This window comes from Bradyrhizobium lablabi (assembly GCF_001440475.1).
Classification (GTDB): domain Bacteria; phylum Pseudomonadota; class Alphaproteobacteria; order Rhizobiales; family Xanthobacteraceae; genus Bradyrhizobium; species Bradyrhizobium lablabi.
In genome coordinates, this window is record NZ_LLYB01000047.1 from 77,708 (window position 1) to 93,120 (window position 15,413).

Sequence of the window (15,413 nt, forward strand, 5' to 3'; positions counted from 1 at the left end):
TCAATCGCAACACAAAAGGAGCGCCACATGGCCTGCCATCTAAGGACACACCTGTTCGGCATCATGGTTGCATTCACCCTCGCGGTGAGCTCGCTTACATCGATAACGCCGGTTCTTGCCCAGCCAGCTGCGGTTCCACCTGACTTTACCGCCGTGGTGCGCGAGAAGGCGCCGGCAGTCGTTGCGATCCTCACGAGGCGGATGATCGAAGACGAGGCACGCGGCGTGCCGGACGATCTGCCGTTCGGCGACCTCTTCCGGCGTCGCTTCGGCGAACCACGTCCGCAGGCGCGGACCGCCCTCGGCTCGGGGTTTATCGTCAGTCCTGAGGGCCATATCGTCACGAACAATCACGTTATCGACAACGCCAGCGAGATCCATGTCCGCTTTACTGACAGAACGGATGTTCCGGCGAAGCTAGTGGGTCGTGATCCATCAACCGATATCGCGGTGCTCAAGATCGAGCCGCGGCCCAATATGGCCGTCGCGACCTGGGGCGACTCCGACAAGATGGAGCCAGGCGCGTGGACGATCGCGATTGGCAGCCCTTTCGGCCTGGGTGGCACAGTCACCGTCGGGGTCCTCTCGGCGCGGGCTCGCGACATTCAAGCCGGCTCATACAATGACTTCCTGCAGACGGATGCGTCGATCAACCAAGGCAATTCAGGAGGGCCGCTGTTCAATGCCGCCGGCGAGGTGATCGGGGTAAACACGGCAATCTTTTCGCCCGTAGGAGCAAACGTGGGCATTGGATTCGCGGTTCCGTCGCGGACCGCACAGATGGTGGCGGATCAGATCATCCGTACCGGCGAGGTTCAACGTGGCTACGTCGGCGTGAGACTGCAGGAACTGACGACCGGGATCGCTCAAGCGCTGGGGCGCCCCGACACGAAGGGCGCCCTTGTTGCCTCAGTGGAGCCGGGCAGTCCCGCGGACAAGGCCGGGATCAAAACCGGCGACGTAATCACCCGCATTGAGAACCAGAATATCGAGGGACCCCGCGACCTGTCTCGGGCGGTTGCCGGTATGAAGCCGGGCGCGCGGGCGCCCCTCACCGTGGTCAGAGACGGCAAGACGCAGGATATCACAGTCACCATTGACCAGCGTCAGGAGGATCGGTCGACCCGGACAGGCGCCTTGGAAAATCCCGATAAGGACGGCAAACGGCTTGGACTAAGGGTCGCGCCGATTCAGGAAGCGGAGCGGCGGCGCCTAGGCTTGAACGGCACCGGGCTTTTGGTCGGCGAAGTGGAGCCCGGCAGCCCGGCTGCCGAAAGCGGTATCCGGCCGGGGGACGTAATCGTCGCGGCCAATAGTCGCGAGGTCGCGCAACCGTCCGATTTGACAGACGAATGGACGAAGGCCCGCCGCGAGAACAGGCCTATCCTCCTCCGCGTCAACCGCGACGGCCAGTCGTTATTTGTCGCGATCTCCTGAACGGGCGGCAACGATGATTGCGCGCGAACTCGTATTCTTCAGGATAAGCCTGCAGAGGTGAGGTCGCGGCCGGAGCTATACAGCGCAAACAGGCTAACGATCCAACCCTGTGTTCGGACATATGAAGCAGGACTTGTATGACGATGTCTCGCTTTCTCATCACCCTGGGCATTGTCATTCTGGCTATTGGACTGTTGTGGCCTTACCTGGGCCGAATGGGGCTGGGACGGTTGCCTGGCGATATCGTTATTGAGCGGGAAAACATGACGCTCTATTTCCCGCTGATGACATGTTTGCTGTTGAGCGTCTTGCTCAGCCTGGTGTTGTGGATCGTGAACCGCTGAACGCTATTGCATAGTGACATCCCTCTGCGGATTCCGAGATCCCCTTGGTCGGCAAGGCCGCGGCCATCTCCGGCAAATGCAACCAGGCATGTCGCATCGGCATGGTGTTGATAGGTTTCCGGTACATCGGTCCAAAAGCGCTTCTCAATGACACAAAATGTCTTCAGTGACGGAAATCAGATCCTCCTTGCTAACAATACTCCCCAACCGCGCGTATCTCCTTCCGGCCGGTCTATCTTTTGGCATGGAGCAGGTGCTGCTCGCGGTCCCAAGCAAAGCGCGAATTACTAGATCTTTGTTCGCAAAGGTGCTCGTTCGATTCAGGAACTCGTCGTCATGAGTCAATTCAGGCCGCAGCCCCGAGGGACACTGGGTAGGACGATCATAGAGGCGGCGACGACGCGCTTGCCCAGCCTGATGCGACCGATACTGGGCTTGCGCCGCAGCTACCTGCCTCTGCTGATGGTCTACTTTGCTTACGGTTCCCTAGGTCTCATCGACGTCAGCCGCGACATGTGGATCAAGGAACGTTTGACCCTCACCCCTGCGCAGCTCGCCGGAATAGGTGTCTGGCTCAGCCTGCCCTGGACGGTGAAGATGGTATTCGGCGAGTTCGTTGACAGTCTCCCCATCTTCGGCTCGCAGCGTCGCTCCTACATCCTGATCGGGGCCGCCTTTACTGCCTGCGGACTGCTAATGCTGGCGGGCGCGGCTGGCGGATGGATCGCATTCGCATCGCCGGACCAACTCTATATCCTCGGCGCGATGCTAATCGTGATAGGTACCGTGATCCAAGACGTAGTCGCGGACGCCATGTCGACGGAAGTCGTCTCTCGCGTGGATGCAGCTGGGAATACGCGTGCGGAGAGCGAGATCCGAGCTGAATTAGGCATGGTTCAGGTCCTCGGCCGTCTTGCCCTGGGAATCGGAATTCTTGCCGTGGCAGGACTGTCCGGATGGCTTGCCGAGCTCCTCGACCGTGAAACCGTTTTTCTCATCGGTCTCGTCATTCCCGCCATTTCGGCTCTGGGAGTGTTGTTGATTCGAGCGGAAGCGGCTGAACGACGGCAGCTCGACTGGCGCATCGCCGGCGGCGGCATCGGCTTTGGGCTCGTCATCCTTATTGTTGCACTGGCCGGCCTGCCATTAGCCCAGGAGTTAATCTTCGTCGTATCGATGCTCGTCATATGCGCGATGTTGTTCTTAGTAACCCGCGAACTCGACGCCGGGACGAGGCGTGCGATTCTCTTTGCCAGCATCATTATCTTCGCCTTTCGCGCCACGCCCTCAGTTGGAGACGGCTACTTCTGGTGGACCCTCGACGTGCTCAAGTTTGACGAGGCCTTCTACGGTAGCCTCCGACAAACCTCGGCCATCATAGCCATCGTCGCGATGTGGGCCTTGAGCAAGCAACTCACGGAGTATTCTGTCACAAAGGTCCTGTTCTGGCTTGCCATCGCTGGCGCGGTCCTCTCGCTACCAAATATTGGCTTGTTCTTCGGTCTCCACCATTGGACTGAGCAGACGTTGGGATTCGGCGCGCGCACTATCGCCGTTGTCGACGCGGCTGCTTCCTCGCCCTTCACACAGCTCAGTATGATACCACTGTTGACGCTGATCGCGTTCTACGCGCCGGCAGGCCATCGCGCGACTTGGTTCGCCCTTATGGCCTCACTGATGAACCTGGCGCTTGTAGCGGGCCAGCTGCAGACCAAGTATCTCAACGAAATCTTCGTCGTCGAGCGCGGCGAGTACTCGCAGTTGGGTCCATTGCTTATTATTGCGGCCTTGCTTGGGCTCATCCTTCCGATTGGCGCGATCGCCTTGTTCGGCCGACGCCCATGATGGAAACCGCCTTTCTCCTAGTCTGATGCGCAGCCAATTGAGCGTCAGCGCCAGGGGATCTTGCGGCCAACCATCGCGCTGAGGCGCTTCGTCCCTTGTCCATAGCTGGTGTTGGCAGGGTGCCTCGGGCAGCGGATCGGCAGGACCGGGTGCGACAAAAAGCGCCGCCTGTCTTGACGACGGTGACTTGTCCCCTAAGTCGTTTTTCGCCCGGCGGTATCCCGTCCGGGCCGCTTACGACATTGCCGATCGGATCACGGGGTGCGTTTCTGCGCTCCGAGCAGTGCGGCCTGCAAGAGGAGGGAGCCGCTTGATGCTCGATGAGTCCGCCGGACCGGGTTTGTCGGAGGCCGAAGGACAGAGAGGGTGTCATGGAAACGTTTACACGCAGCGCGCGCGTTGTTCTTCTCATAGTACTCGCGACTTTGATCGGACCGGCCAGCTCTCTGGCCGAAGAGGCATCTCCGCGTCTCACCGGCTTTTGGATCACCACTCCGCATCCCGAATTCTCGCTGAAGCCCGGCGACACGGGTTCGATCCAGCTCTCATTCCGAAATGCCCATTTGCCACCGCAACGCCTCGCGCTTGATCTCGAAGGCCTGCCGGAAGGGTGGGAGGCAGCATTCAAAGGCGGCGGACGGCAAGTCTCGGCCGTAATGGTTGCACCCGACGAGACCGAGCGCCTTACGCTCGAACTGAAGCCGCCCGCTGGCGTTTCCGCCGGAACTTTCTCAGTCAAGATCAACGCCAAGCAGCATAGCCAGACAATTACGTTGCCGCTGAGCGTCAAGCTGTCGGAAACTGCATCCGGAAAGCTCACGCTGGAGCCTGAGTTGCCGGCTCTGCGCGGCACTGCCCGTTCGACGTTCAGCTTCCGGATGAAGGCCACCAATGGCGGCTCTGATCAGGCGCTATTCAACCTGTCGGCGCGAACGCCCGAGGGATTCCAGGCAAAATTCAAGCGAGGCTACGGCTCTGAGGAAATCACCGGCCTGCCAATCAACGCAGGAAGCTCCGAAAACCTCACACTCGAGGTGGCGCCCTCTCGCACCGCGGCGGCGGGGCGCTATCCGATTTCGGTGCGGCTGTCCGGCGGTGACAAGTCGGCAGAGGCCATCTTGAGCGCGGAGGTCACTGGCGAGCCGCAGTTGCGAATGGTCGGACCGCAGGAGCGACTGTCCGGCGATGCCGTCGCGGGACAGGAATCGAGCTTCACCTTCACGCTGGTGAATGGTGGATCGGCGCCTGCGACTGACGTCGAGATGTCCGCTTCGCCGCCTTCGGGCTGGAGCGTCGCCTTTGAGCCGAAGCAGATCGCGAGCATTGGGCCGAACGAGACACGAGAAGTGAACGTGAAGATCAAGCCTTCCGAGCGGGCGGTTGCGGGCGACTACATGGTCACCCTGCGCAGCAGCGGCAGCGGGCTGTCCGAATCGGCGCAATTCCGCACGACGGTGCGAACGTCAACAATCTGGGGCGCAGCCGGGATCGGCGTCATCGCCGCTGCCGTGCTGGTTCTTGGCGGCGCGGTGATGCGGTACGGGCGGCGATGAGCGACACGGTTGTCATCGAGGCACAAGGGCTTGCCAAGCAATATGGACAGCATGTCGCCGTGGACGGCGTCGACCTGCGGGTCCGCGCGGGTGAGGTTATCGGCCTGCTCGGTCCCAACGGGGCCGGCAAGACAACGACGATCCTGATGTTGCTGGGACTGACCGAGCCCACACGAGGAAGCGTCCGCATCCTCGGCAAGGATCCGTTGCGGGAGCCGCTCGAGCTGAAGTGCGATGTCGGCTATCTGCCAGATGCCGTCGGCTTCTATGAGACCATGACCGGTCGCGAGAACCTCGCCTACATGGCTCGGCTTGCCGCGATTCCGCGCTCGGCAGTGGAGGAGCGAATCAACAGTGCGCTCAGCGCCGTTCACCTGCTGGACGTCGCGGATCGCTTGACCGCCACGTACTCGCGCGGCATGCGGCAGAGGCTCGGTATAGCGGAACTGCTGATGCGCCAATGCCGGATCGCCATTTTAGACGAACCGACGTCGGGCCTTGATCCGCAGTCGACCCAGGAATTGCTTGACCTGATCCAGAAGCTCAGCCGCAGCGGCATGACGATCCTGCTTTCATCGCACATGCTCGACGTTGTTCAGACGATCTGCCACCGGATCGCGCTGTTCAACAATGGCAGGATCGGCTTCTTTGGCACGATCGAGGAACTGGCAGCCGAGATCGGCGGCGGGACCTACGTCATTGACGTCGAGGCGGATGGAGTCGATCTGTCCACGCTCGCGACTGCCGTCGACGGCGTCAAGAGCGTCAAGCCGGTGAACGGGCATTGGCAGTGCGAAGCCGTGCGGGACGTCCGGCCGCAGCTCGCTCAACGGATCGTCGCTGCGGGCGGCGCATTGCGCAATCTCGACCTACGCCGCGCGAGGCTCGATGAAGCCTATGGCCGGTACTTCGGGAGGATCACTAATGACAGCACGTGAGGGATCTCCGTTCCGCGGAGTCGGCGTTATTGCGCTTAAGGAAGCTGCCGATCATTTGAGCAGCGCTCGCATGCACCTCATTATGGCACTGGTGCTGCTAACGGCGATCGGCGCTGTCTATGCTGCGATCGGCCGGCTCAGGGATACCACGGCCGAAGATCCTTATCTGTTCCTGAAGCTCTTCACGGTAGCGCGCGAGCCACTGCCGTCATTCGCGGCGTTTCTCGGCTTCTTGCTGCCGCTAGTGGCCATCGCGCTCGGCTTCGATTCGATCAACGGCGAATATCACCGTCGCACCATGAGCCGACTACTGGCGCAGCCGATCTACCGCGATGCGGTGTTATTCGGAAAATTTCTTGGGGGTTTGCTTGTCATCGCCATCGCGCTGCTCACACTGTGGCTGCTGATGATCGGGCTCGGCATTCTCTTTCTCGGACTTCCACCCTCGGTGGCCGATATAGTTCGCAGCTTGGCCTATCTCGGAGCGACGCTTGCCTGCGCCGGCGTTTGGCTTGCGCTCGCCATCGCATTTTCAGCGGCCATCCGTTCGCCAGCGACCTCTGCGCTCGCCGCCTTGTCGGTGTGGCTTATTCTTACCATTTTTTGGGGAATGATCGCCCCGTTGCTGGCTGGAATGATTGCGCCGGTCGATCCACTCGATCCGTTTTCGGTGCTCAAGCAGTTCGAAGTTCAGCAATCGATTGCGCGGCTTTCGCCGCAAACGCTCTATGCCGAAGTCACAGCGGTATTGCTCGACCCCGGGGCGCGGTCAGTTGGACCCCTCTTCATGTCGCAGCTACAGGGCGCACTGTATGGCGCGCCGTTGCCGACGCTGGAAAGCGTGCTGATTGTCTGGCCGCAATTTTCGGCACTGGTCGCTGCAATGATCCTGTTGTTCACGGTCGCCTACGTCGTCTTCCAGCGTCAGGAGGTGCGCGCGTAACGTACATTTCGCAAACGGGGTCGACATGGCTCTTCAGGGATGTCCGCTTTCGGAATGGTGATCGCGTCTGCCATTGGCAATTTGATCAAAGCGAGATCTATTTCGGCTAACGCTGCCGTTATGCACGACCAAGCCTTCCTGCATTCCCCAGCGCTTCATCCTGACGGGTGTGGCTGGAGCAAGCGCCTCTTCAAAAAAGACGGCCCTTTCAGGCTGCCGCCAATCATCGCATTGGAGCGCGAACTGTCTTTCGCCTGGTAAGCACCGGTCCGGCCACCTGGCTAGTAGCGATCCCGTTGCCTTTTAATCGTCGAGTTTGATTGAGCCTTCGCCACGGTCGGAATCAACGCAATAATGCGCGCGCTTTCCACCACGCACTCCAAAAATCGTGATTATCGGCGGCCCAGAGCTGCGAAATTGCCGCCCATAGATCGCGGAACGAGACGCCTGTCTCGATTGCTCGATCGCGAAGCGCCAACGCCAGTTCGTTGATCGGGTCACCAGCCAGATGCAGGAAAGCCGACCGACGGGCCTTTCCGTTCTCGTGGACACAGTGGATTTCCGCAAAGATCAATCGAACGCGACCCACTGCCTCGCGGCGATGCCAAGCTGGCGGCAGTTGAGGCGTCCCTTCCTCAACTTTGGGTGGCGACAACAGAGAGCGGCACAAGGAGATGGCGTCGGCAACCCAATCCAACCCCAAGATACGCCGCACCTGTCCAATAGTCGTTGCGTTCGAACTGGAAATCGCGGCGCTCAATTCGAGCAGGCGACGCGGCACCCCGTTCGCCTCTGCGACGAGAAGGTCTATTGCCCGCTCATCCGTCGAAATGCAGGGTTCCAGGAACCGCTTGCCGAGGTTCTTGGCGCTCTCATTATCCAAGCGAGAAAGCCGGTAGACGTCGCATCGGGACTTCCCAGTATCACTCATGGCCCTGATATCGGAGACCGTGAAGATGAAGCGCGTGAGCTCGGAATGTGTTTCGAGCGTCTTCAGGCACATATCGACCAGCCGCGGTGATTTGTCGGGATTGGATACCAGCACCGGCCGGTGCCGGGAGAACGATGCATACTGCAGATTCTTCAAGAGATTTTTTCGTACGTAATCCGCTGCATGCGGGGCGCCGGCGTCGAATTCGATGTAATCGAGCACCTCGCGAGCCTCGAACTGCAGGCATGACTCGCAGCGTCCACACGGTCTCGGGTTTCCGCTTGAAACACCATCACATAACAGCCCTTTTGCGTAGAGGCGGGCGAGCGTCCTCTTTCCCACGCCTTCCGGTCCGTAGAGAATCAGCGGGGTGCTGTCGTTGTGCTGAAGTCGCCGACGAAGTCCTTCGACTGTCGCCTGCTGCCCGATCACGTCGGCAAACGTTCGAGGGTTGCAATGCCGCGGCAGCTCCGGTCGCTTGGCCGTTTCAGCTGGCGAGTTGTTCAGCCGAACGGCAGCCGCTGCCCTGTCGTCGGCCAAGATCATCCGTAGCGATCCGATCCAGCGAGGCTCGTTCGGGGATCGCGGCTCCATCTGGAGCTTGAGGAGCTGTTCTAGTTTCCCCTGTACGGTGATTTCTTTCTCATCCTCCTTGCGGGCGCCCAGGATAACCTCTTCCAGTTCGGGCCAGAGCCCGGAGAGTGGATCGCCTTCGTCTTCCTGGGCTATGCGTCGCAGGAATTCCCTGCCCATTTGATCGACCGTAACAAGACTCAGGTCTGCGACAGGCCTCCGCCCGGCCTCCTGCAGTTCGATACGAAATAGCCGGGGTGTGAACGCCAGGACAATCGCCGCCCAGAGCCAAACATTGGTCTTGGAGGTGTCATATCCGGGCAAGGCGGAAAGACCGCGGCGGCCAGCGCGATTTCTCAGCCGAAACTGACGGTCTACTCCTGGCTTGAAAAGCGTTTGTGCGTGCTTCGCCAACTCGTCCGCGACTTCGCGGCCCGTGCGCCCACTGGGAAACCGAACCGCAAGACCGCGGAGCAGGTCGGATAGCTGGAGCGGATCTCTCCGCTCGACCAGACCACGTAGAGGCTGCACGATTCTGTTCGGGTTGACCTGCTGTTTCCTGATCGCTCCGCAACCGAGAAATCTGCCCGTCTTGGGGTCGACATGAAGCAAGACGGTCCTGTCGAACTCCTGCGCGAAGTCGGGCAACTCCATGCTATCGCGTTCCGCGATGAGTTCGTCGAAGTAACTCCGAAATTCATCCTGGTTCATTAAATCGCGATTTCGGACGAATTCGCTCTGTCGCACCAGATATTCTAGAACCGGTGCGACAGTGGGCGCGGTAATCACGGGCTCTTCAACAACCAGGGACGCTTGTTTGGCAATCAGCCACTCGGGGTGCTTCAACAGAGCATGCCCCTCCTCAACGAACAGGATCGCGGTCTTGGCACCCTCGGTGCTCAGCGCTTGCAAGGCCAGGATGTCATCAGGGTTCGACCGACCATTCGAAGGCGCTGGCAGATCGCAGAGCGCCACACTCGGGAAAAGACTTCCTCCAGCACAGAAAGACGGCAGCTCAACAGCCGCGCATTGGACCAACACGCAATGTTCCTGCTCTGCGAGAGCATGCATGACCTTCTTCAGCGGCGTTCGCAAATAGCCGCTGCGGTATCGATAAATCAGCGGCCGGTCGAAGGATGATGGGGGGTCCAGGAGAAATTCGACATCCAGCATGCGCGTGTCCTAAGCCAGCCACCAGCCGCGCCATTGCCGCGCGCGATTTTCCGGTCCGCCTGCCCAGCTTGCGTTGAGCGCCTCGATCTCGACCCGCCGTCTGTCGTCCTCGCCCCATAGCCGTTCGGCTTGTGACAACTTTTCCGCTCGGTGCCGGATCTCTTGCTGCCTGTCGATGCATTCATCCCGCTCCCAGCCTTTTCGGATCCAGGACCAGGCCTGCGCGTCAAATGCCGAGAGAAAGGCCATGTGATTGGCGGAGGCCTCCTTAATCGCGCTCGTGGTCAAGCATCCCGAGAATTCCAGGACTGGATGGCCAACCGGTCCCGGAACGCGGCGAAGGGATTTTCTTAACCGCAAATTGTCGAGAAGCCGACGGGCACCTCCCGGCTCGTTTTCGCTGTCCTGCACTGCCGCACAGAGCTCGACGACGCTGTCCCAGTGGAACTTCAGGGCCTGCCTGTTCGACAAGCCAACATTTGTCTTGAGCTCAACCAGAGCTTGGTCGTCATCCTCTGCTCCGAGATTCCGGCACCACCGAGCAAGCTCCGTTTCGAATGCCGGGACTTCGGCAAGCCGGGGAATATGGGCGAGCAGGCGCGCCAACACGCCATTCTCGTCACGTTCAATCACGGTGATGCCGGCAAATAGTTTGCCAGCCTGCAGACACAGCTTGCTCAGATCGCCCTGAAATTTCCTGATGGCCTCGACTGCGGTGACCTCGGACAACCTTGCCTGGTACGAAGGATAGACGATGAAAGCCGCATTCAGCGTCCTACCATGATGCTGCATGAAGAACGAGGACCGGTTGATGATTTCGCGGACGTGCTCCGGTGTGAGATACTTGCCGTCAAATCTGGCACAGTTAGCAGTGGCTATACCGCCGCTTTTCGACGACTCGTCGCGTTCTGGCCCCGCATTTCGAAGGAGGTAGTGTGGAGCAGGAACGGTCTCGTTCGTCTGCAGAACTGCTTCCCGAAGGCGGTTGTTGACGAGGTCTTCGAATAGACAGAGCTGGAGTTGCAGGCCCTCCTCGCCAGTGGCAGGCGGCCGCGACCAGAATTCCAGCATCTTCCGCCAGTAAGGCTCAAGACCGATGGGCTTGTCGACGCCAAGCCGGGAGCAAAATGCCGAGACAATTTTCGTGCGCTCACTGGTCAGCGTATCGAGGAAAGCGTCTATGATGATCTTTCGACCCTGGATCTCGTTATAGAAGATCGAGGTGAGGAGCGTTTGCACGCCCTTCAGCTTTGAACTGAGCGGCTCGTGCCATCCGTCCATTGCCGAGATGGCTCGACCGGCATCGCCAGCACCCAGCGCAAGAAAATATTCGACCAATGCTTCGGCGTCATGAACAGCAAATAGCAGCTTCACAGCCTCGGTCGTCACATTCTTGCCAAGCGCTGCCACCTGTCCGAGACCATTAAGCAGATCTCGCGGATGCCCCTGCTTCACCCAGGCAAGCAGAACCAGAGCGTTCAGATCGTAAATGTACTTTTCTTTCTTTGCGATCGACTCCATGAGCGCTACAGCATCGGGTACGCTGAGCGGGCGAACCTCCAACGGCAGCGTTCGCGACTTCAAGGTAGATTTCAGTTTCCAGGGCTCGGTGGTCGCAAAAGCGAAGACCACACGAGGCTGCGGTTCCTCCACGACCTTGAGCAAGCCCTCCATTGCGAGAGGCTGCAGCGCATGCGCTTCATCCAGAAACAGGATGCGCCACTTCGAGTTGGGCGGCTCGCGGTTGTTTGCCGCAACCCATGCCAGGACGCTTTCCTTGTCACCGCCGCGGCCGGGAACGTCATACTCGACGAGGCAGTCCTGATCGGCGGCCTCACACGGGCCGCATGCGCCGCAAGGAGAGCCGTCCTTGGCGGGATTATCGCAATTCAGCGCTTGCGCAAAGATTCGGACTAAGGTCGTCTTTCCCGCCCCATACGCCCCCGCCAGAAGCAGGTGGCTGCCCTGCCGCAACTGAGCCAACCTGGACAGTAGCGCCACTGCTGCGTCTTGGCCGCGAACATCCCCGAAGCGCCGAGGGCGGTATTTGTCGGCAAGCATCGCAGTCAGGCCCCCACCTTGCCGCCCACGTCGGCCGACGACCCTGACGGACCTGACGAAGCTGACGAAGATGACGAAGATGACGGACCTGACGAAGCTGGTGCACTCATTTGCACCTCGGCTACTGTCATCCGCTGGCCGACATCTTGGTGAATGGGGTTGCCGTCCGGGACTTTACGCTTCAGGCGGTACAGTGCGCCGTGCTCGGTCCTGATTTTGTCACCGAATGGCGTGTCAGGCCGCAAGAGATAACGCTGCATCTCGCTGGCGAAGCGCTGGGCCGACATTTCGATTCCGGTTTGCACTTGGAACAGGTCACGCAGTTCCTGGGCTCTCAAACCTCTCAGGGTCGTAAGGTTGCGGACGGCCTCGGATTCCAGGTCAAGGCCGATCAGCCACCCGAGCATGCCACCTTTGCTGGATGCACCGTCTTCGTGGCGCTGAAGGTCGGCACGATACGGCAGCAGCGGGCTTGGGGCGAAGGCATCGATCGACCGCCACAGCAGTTCATAGTTTATGGCGTTCACCGTATCCCACACCGTGGCGTCGCCGCCCTTGGCGACCGCGCCGTTGCGGAACGGCAGCATCGCGAACCGGCGGTGGCCAGTGTCGTCTTCAACAAGTTCGTGGATCATCCGGTTGGAGGTGCCGATGGGAATGCCGGCCTGCCGGATCGAAACCGACAGGGATGTACCGAGCTTTCGTCGCTGGAGATGGTCAGAAGTCAGAACCTGCTTCAGCACCGGCACCATTGCGGCTGGAATACTCTCCATGTCATCCAGCAGGATGACGGGAAAGCGAAAGATTTCTCCGCTGCGGCGGTCCGCTAGGTCCGTAAACAACGCCGTGTCGCTGGCGAGCTCGCGCAATGGCGACAGGAATTTCTTGACGAAGACAGTCTTGCCCGTGCCTTGTGTCGTGCTGAAGATGATCGGCATGCAATGGTGTAGGACCGGCCGGCCGAGCTGCTTCTGCTTCACGCTCCAGCAGAAGTGTTGTAGGACGGCAATGGCGAGTTCGTTCTGCATATCGAATAGGTCACCGATACGGCGCCACACCGTCTTGGCCTGCGCCAATTCCTCTGGCGAACAATTATTGAGCAGTGGCCGAAGGACTGATATCTGGCGGCTCTTCCGTTGGGCTCGAACAACTTGGCGCAGGGCCGACGAAAGCTCGGTTCGCTTCAGGCGGCTGCCGACATCGCGAGCGGCCAGGACCATTTCGTCGAGCAGGTCTGCGAAACTGGGGGGATCTACTGCGAGGACGTCATCGATGTCATCGGGCGTCATCGCTTGCAAGGAGCGCCCGTGCAACGACAGGGTTCCGTTGAAGAGCACCTCGATGCCCTGCACATTCATGTAGTTGCGGACGAACCCAGTTGCGTTCTCGACATCAACGTCGTTGTCAGTCAGAACGCCGAACCGAGCTAGGGAAGCTTGTTGATGGGCTTCCTCGGCGTGCGAGATCGCGGGGATGGATGCGGATGCGCGAACATTGGAGGGCGCAAGCAAAGCGGGGGGCACTGGGATTTCGCGCATGGGGGAGATTCACTGCCGCCGCGGCTAGCGCGGCGGCATATCGGGTCCTACTAGTCTAGATCAGGCCGGAAGCACGGATGAGCTGCGAGTGAAAACCGTTGCCTAAGGCCGCCCGTCGGAACAGCGCCTCGATGCGGGGATCAGAATGGGGTGCGAGACCAGAATGCCGGAGGTTGTGCGCAAGCTCCTCCAAGTCAATGATCTCCTCAAGATTGGACAGGCCTGCCGATTCTTCAAGAATCGCCTCTTTCTCCAACATGTCGACCTGCAGTTCGCCGCGTCCGTCATGTTCGCAAGAGGTGAGCGCAGGCACATACGCCTGGAACGCAATCTGTTGCTCGACGAGCTCAATCGCACTGTCGGGACTCATGACCACATCGGCCCCGTTCACCTCAACGCTCGCCGCGTCTGCAACCACGGTCGTGCCGGTCGCGAGTGTGGCTTGCGCTGATGAAGCGGACACGCCACTCGTCGAGTTGATCGAGGCTTCGGCACGCTTCATGATCAGCGTGGTCAACGCCTTCCAGTCAGGCGTTTCAGCTTGCTCGGCCCGGGAAGCGCGCGCGTCGCCCTCCAATTTCGAATTCGGGCTGGGTAAATTAGTCAAGTTCATGTGATGGCCTGTAATTGGGGGAAGTCGGAGCGACCCCCCTTCGTGTGGGAAGCCACGCCGAAAGATGGCGAAATGCTTCCTCATTTGGCTCATCTGGAAACTTTTACGGCGGTATCAAGCATTATTTTTCGGCACCCCGGGAACCTCACATTTAGTGGCCATAGCGCCTGAAACCACAATAAATTGTGGGTTATGGGCGACCTTTACTTGCAGATGGAATCTCTTGGTGGCGCTGCTGCGTATTGACATCGCTAGGGGGCAGGAGCCGATCTCGAACCCACATTTTCCCGAGCAGGCGATAACGTCGCGATAAGCGACGATACATAGCAGCCCCTTATGGGCCCCGCGCCTCCGGCTAGCCAGGCCGAGCTAGGACATCACGCGGTGATCGTCGAACGGCATCGACACCTCCATCAAAGCGGCCAACCTAGTGTTGTTCGCAGGAGCGGGCTCCGTCACTTCGCGACCCGCAGCTTTCGCGCAGCCGGTCGATCTGTTGCGCGAACAAGCCCCGCCATATGAAGCGGCGTGTAAAGGCCAACCGAATGACCCTGGCCTTCCCGTCACAGGGTTGCGCAGATCGCCCAGACGACCGACGGCGTGGCTCCGGGTTTCGGAAACACACGCAATCGCCGACAGCTTCGCCCGCTTGGGCGAAGCTGTGCCCTTCGGGCACACTCCCTCGGGCGTCCACCAGGTTTCGGAGACACGCCCCGCCGCCGCCCTGCCGACCTTCCCTCTGCCCTTGCTTCCAAGCCTCCGCTCAACCTCCATGACCGCCTTTATATATACTCAAGCTTGCCAGGAGACCTTCCATGATCGCGGGACACAATCACCATCGCTTGGAAAAACGCATCGCGGCCGCGCTTCTCAGTGGCATTCCCAAACGCCATGAGATCCCGTTCCTGTACAAGATGTCCGAGCGACTGCTTCGTCGAGGCCGCGATGGTTGGCTGTCCGACCACCAGGCCCAATGGCTATTTGCGATTCTTACCCGTTGTGAAGGGACGACGCCAACCGCACCGCTGCCTCGTGCGCGTCCGCCGTCCGGTCGGGATAAATCCGAAACACTCGAGCAACCCTTCGTCCACAACCGCATCAACCTTTCTGACTGTCTCGAAACGCCAGAGGCGACATCGGACGATTCATCCCCACTAAACATATCCTCCTTCGCCAACACCTCCCGTTAGTCGATCCTTCGCGTTGCGATCAAGGTCGCTCTCGTGCTCATTGGACAATTGGAATCCAGATCGTTCATTCGATGCGCGGCGGCCTTTCCGATGCCGCGCTCTCCACAATACGAAAGGCGTTCCCGATCGCTCTACCCACGACGCAAATTTGCGTCTGAAAATCGGTGCAATGATCTGCTGAGATTCCGCTATATCGCTTAGGCTTCCCCCTCAGCCACCACCACCCACCACCACCCACCACCACCCACCACCACCCACCACCACCCACCACAAC

At 59.9% G+C, this 15,413-nt stretch carries 11 protein-coding genes; 7 read left to right on the forward strand and 4 right to left on the reverse strand.

Features of this window, described 5'->3' with window-relative positions:
• Positions 1-27 precede the first annotated feature (27 nt).
• The 6 genes from CQ14_RS07595 to CQ14_RS07620 all read left to right on the forward strand — a co-directional run bounded on the left by CQ14_RS07595 (position 28) and on the right by CQ14_RS07620 (position 7,060).
• On the forward strand, positions 28-1,437 hold the full coding sequence (locus CQ14_RS07595; RefSeq protein ID WP_057857296.1) for a Do family serine endopeptidase: 1,410 nt from the start codon (positions 28-30) through the stop codon (positions 1,435-1,437).
• 143 nt (positions 1,438-1,580) lie between these two features.
• A complete protein-coding gene (locus CQ14_RS07600; RefSeq protein WP_057857359.1) occupies positions 1,581-1,781 on the forward strand; it encodes a DUF2905 domain-containing protein in 201 nt (66 codons plus the stop codon).
• A 405-nt stretch (positions 1,782-2,186) separates the two neighbouring features.
• The gene (locus CQ14_RS07605; protein ID WP_245320245.1) at positions 2,187-3,626 is read left to right on the forward strand and encodes an MFS transporter; all 1,440 of its coding nucleotides are present in this window, start codon (positions 2,187-2,189) and stop codon (positions 3,624-3,626) included.
• 371 nt (positions 3,627-3,997) lie between these two features.
• A complete protein-coding gene (locus CQ14_RS07610) occupies positions 3,998-5,179 on the forward strand; it encodes an NEW3 domain-containing protein (protein WP_057857297.1) in 1,182 nt (393 codons plus the stop codon).
• Positions 5,176-6,117 carry an ABC transporter ATP-binding protein gene (locus CQ14_RS07615; protein WP_057857298.1) on the forward strand — a complete coding sequence of 314 codons (942 nt, stop codon included), beginning with the start codon at positions 5,176-5,178 and terminating at the stop codon, positions 6,115-6,117. Before CQ14_RS07610 ends, CQ14_RS07615 begins: the two co-directional genes overlap by 4 nt.
• A complete protein-coding gene (locus CQ14_RS07620) occupies positions 6,068-7,060 on the forward strand; it encodes an ABC transporter permease (protein ID WP_245320246.1) in 993 nt (330 codons plus the stop codon). The genes CQ14_RS07615 and CQ14_RS07620 overlap by 50 nt, the downstream gene beginning before the upstream one ends.
• Positions 7,061-7,403: 343 nt before the next feature.
• Here CQ14_RS07620 and CQ14_RS07630 read toward each other — a convergent pair whose 3' ends face one another.
• From CQ14_RS07630 to CQ14_RS07645, 4 genes are read right to left on the reverse strand one after another with little or no spacing between them, the layout of a single operon-like run.
• Positions 7,404-9,737, reverse strand: a complete 2,334-nt coding sequence (locus tag CQ14_RS07630) for an ATP-binding protein (RefSeq protein ID WP_057857301.1) — start codon at positions 9,735-9,737, stop codon at positions 7,404-7,406.
• A 9-nt stretch (positions 9,738-9,746) separates the two neighbouring features.
• Positions 9,747-11,798, reverse strand: a complete 2,052-nt coding sequence (locus CQ14_RS07635) for an AAA family ATPase (RefSeq protein WP_057857302.1) — start codon at positions 11,796-11,798, stop codon at positions 9,747-9,749.
• A 5-nt stretch (positions 11,799-11,803) separates the two neighbouring features.
• Positions 11,804-13,336 (reverse strand): primase-helicase family protein, encoded by a 1,533-nt coding sequence (locus tag CQ14_RS07640; protein WP_057857303.1) that lies wholly within the window; start codon positions 13,334-13,336, stop codon positions 11,804-11,806.
• Between the two features lie 55 nt (positions 13,337-13,391).
• A complete protein-coding gene (locus CQ14_RS07645; RefSeq protein WP_156434752.1) occupies positions 13,392-13,949 on the reverse strand; it encodes a hypothetical protein in 558 nt (185 codons plus the stop codon).
• Positions 13,950-14,764: 815 nt separating this feature from the next.
• On the opposite strand from CQ14_RS07645, the gene CQ14_RS43390 reads away from it, so the two are divergent.
• Entirely contained in the window at positions 14,765-15,139 is a 375-nt protein-coding gene (locus tag CQ14_RS43390; protein WP_156434753.1) for a hypothetical protein, read from the forward strand.
• Positions 15,140-15,413: the final 274 nt, after the last annotated feature.